Genomic DNA, 1266 nt, shown 5'->3' on the forward strand with positions numbered 1-1266 from the left:
TATCGACCACGGGCAACTCATCCCCGGCGGTATCGTCCTGCGGCTCTTGCGCCGGTGCTTCGCCAGGTGGTGCGGGAAGCGCCGTGGGATGAGGCTCGGGCGCGGAATGAGCGATTGTACCCAGGTGGTGCTCGAGAATGGCATTCAGTGCCGGTTCGCGGATGGGTTTGATCAGGCAGTCGCTCATGCCGACGTGCAGGAGCTGTTGACGCTCCTCTTCGAGAGCGTGCGCGGTCAGCGCTACGATGGGCCGTTGCTGCCAGTCGTCGCCTAGCGCGCGGAGCGCTTTCATGGCGTCTACGCCATTCATGCCGGGCATCTGGATGTCCATCAATACCAGCGCAATGGACTCGCTTTGCGCCATCGCCAGCGCTTCCTCGCCGCTTCCGGCGAGTAGCGGCGACAAGCCGCGGTCTTGCAATAGCTCCTTGACCAGCAGGCAGTTGGAGGGCGTGTCATCGACGACCAGCACTTTGCCGCTCGGCGCTGGCGATGGAGTCTCCGCTGGCGCGTGCGCCGGCTCGCCCTCGACCATCAGCAAGGCGTTGATGGCATTGCCCAGGCCGCGTCGCGATACGGGCTTGGTGGTGATTTCGCCGCCGTGGGGGAGCGCCAGGTCGGGCAGCTCGAAGGGATCGGCATTGATCAGCAGCAGCCCGGGGCACGCGCAGTGATTCAGCGCTTCGCGCCAGGCGGTAATCTCGCGAGGTCGCAAGTCATCCTGGGTCAGCCCCAGCAACAATAGGTCGATCTCCGGTGGTGGGTTCGTGCAGGCATCCCGCGAGGGCAGCGGCACGACGTGAGCATCCCAGCGCTCGAGCAGGTGCGTGAAGGCTCGCCGGGTGGTGGCGTGGGGTTCGAACAGGCCGACGCGATAGCCGCCCAGATTCAACTCGGGCAGGCGCTCGCGCTGTTGCGTCGCGATCAGCGTCAGCGAAAACGTGAAGGTCGTGCCTTCGCCGCTTTCGCTTTCGACATCGATCTCGCCACCCATCTGCTCCACCAGGCGCTTGCTGATCATCAGCCCCAGCCCGGTGCCGCCGTATTGGCGCGAGCGGCTAGCATCGCCCTGACTGAAGGCCTGGAAAAGTCGCTCGCGGCTTGCTAGATCGAGGCCGATTCCCGTATCGCGGACGCTGATGTGCAGCTTGGTGCTGGTGGTGCTGAGCTCATCGAGCATGACGCGTACCACGACCTCGCCGCGCTCGGTGAACTTGACGGCATTATTGACCAGGTTGGTGAGCACCTGTTTGATGCGCAGGGGGT

General features: G+C 64.6%; 1 protein-coding gene. It reads right to left on the bottom strand.

Features of this window, described 5'->3' with window-relative positions; genetic code table 11:
* Positions 1-1266 (bottom strand): ATP-binding protein (locus tag OP495_RS17960; RefSeq protein WP_280571139.1); only part of this gene is annotated, 1266 nt, incomplete at both ends.

This window comes from Chromohalobacter sp. 296-RDG, from assembly GCF_029889885.1.
Classification (GTDB): domain Bacteria; phylum Pseudomonadota; class Gammaproteobacteria; order Pseudomonadales; family Halomonadaceae; genus Chromohalobacter.